Raw genomic sequence first — 1338 nt, forward strand, 5'->3', positions numbered from 1 at the left:
CCGCGGTCACGCTCAGCGGCCCCCCGTTGCCCTCACCGACAGCGTCAGAGGTGGCCACGGATTTAGCCCGGTCCGCATCGTACGTCATCGTCACGTCCGCCGGGGTCGTCAGGGCCGGAGAGGTTTTCTTGTTTACCGGCACGACGATGGTGGTCACCACGTTATCGTAGCCGTCAAGAGCGTCCGTCCCCGTCACCGTTACCGTGCCCGGATACAGAACTTTCAGCTTGTCACCCGACAGGCTGGCACCGGTGGTACCGGCATCCGTCAGCACATAAGTGATCTTGCTGCCCGTGCGGGCCAGCGGCATCGTCAGTGTCACTGTGTTGCCCGCCGTAACAGCGGGAATACGCTCCTCGTTTTTACCGCCGGCCCCCTTATTCACCTTCACCGTGAAGGTGACGTCTTTCGGCGCCTCCGTGTCCGGCGTTGCCGCCTGGCTGACCGTAATGGTGACCAGGCCCGCCGGCACCTTCAGCGCCGTCAGTTTCACCTGGCGTTCAGAGGTCAGCGTCGCCGTCACGACGCCAGACGGCGCCGCGGTCACGCTCAGCGGCCCCCCGTTGCCCTCACCGACAGCGTCAGAGAGGGCAACGGATTTGGCCGGGTTCGCATCGTACGTCATCGTCACGTTCGCCGGGGTCGTCAGAACCGGAGAGACTTTTTTGCTCACGTTCACCGTGAACTTCTCTGTTTTATTCGCGTAGTTGTCCAGCGTCTCTGTGACCGTGATGGTCGCAGAGCCCGCAGATATCCCTGTCACTTTGCCTGTGTCTTTGTCTACCGTGGCAATGGCTGTCTTATCCGAGCTGAAAGTCAGTTTCGTGCCCGCAAGGAAGCCTTTTACATTCTTCAGATTATCCGCCGAGTTATTCTCTTTCGTGTCGCCCACGTTCAGGTCGATATTTCCCGGTTTCAGGTCAGGCAGCGTCCCCGGATTCACCGTCACCGTGAAGGTGACGTCTGCCGGCGCCGTGGTGTCAGCCGTCGACTCCTGCTCAATCGTCACGGCCACCGGAGCCTTCGTCACCTTCAGCGCTGTCAACTCAACCCCGAGACGGTCCGTCAGCCGGGCCGTTACCGCCGCATTATCTGTCCACACATGCAGTGTACCGCTCCCGTTGCCGTCGGTAATCGCCGCCGTTTTGCGCGGTTTGTCACCAAACGTCATTGTCACGTTCGCCGGCGCCTTCAGGGCCGGCGAGGTTTTCTTGTTTACCGGCACGACGATGGTGGTCACCAGGTTATCGTAGCCGTCAAGAGCGTCCGTCCCCGTCACCGTTACCGTGCCCGGATACAGAACTTTCAGCTTGTCACCCGACAGGCTGGCACCGGTGG

General features: G+C 61.1%; 1 protein-coding gene. It reads right to left on the reverse strand.

Going from position 1 to position 1338, the window contains the following annotated elements; translation table 11 throughout:
• A partial coding sequence (locus B9Y90_RS27090; protein ID WP_176227952.1) for a hypothetical protein occupies window positions 1-1338 on the reverse strand: 1338 nt, incomplete at both ends.

Source organism: Cedecea sp. NFIX57, assembly GCF_900177785.1.
Classification (GTDB): Bacteria; Pseudomonadota; Gammaproteobacteria; order Enterobacterales; family Enterobacteriaceae; genus Cedecea; species Cedecea neteri_C.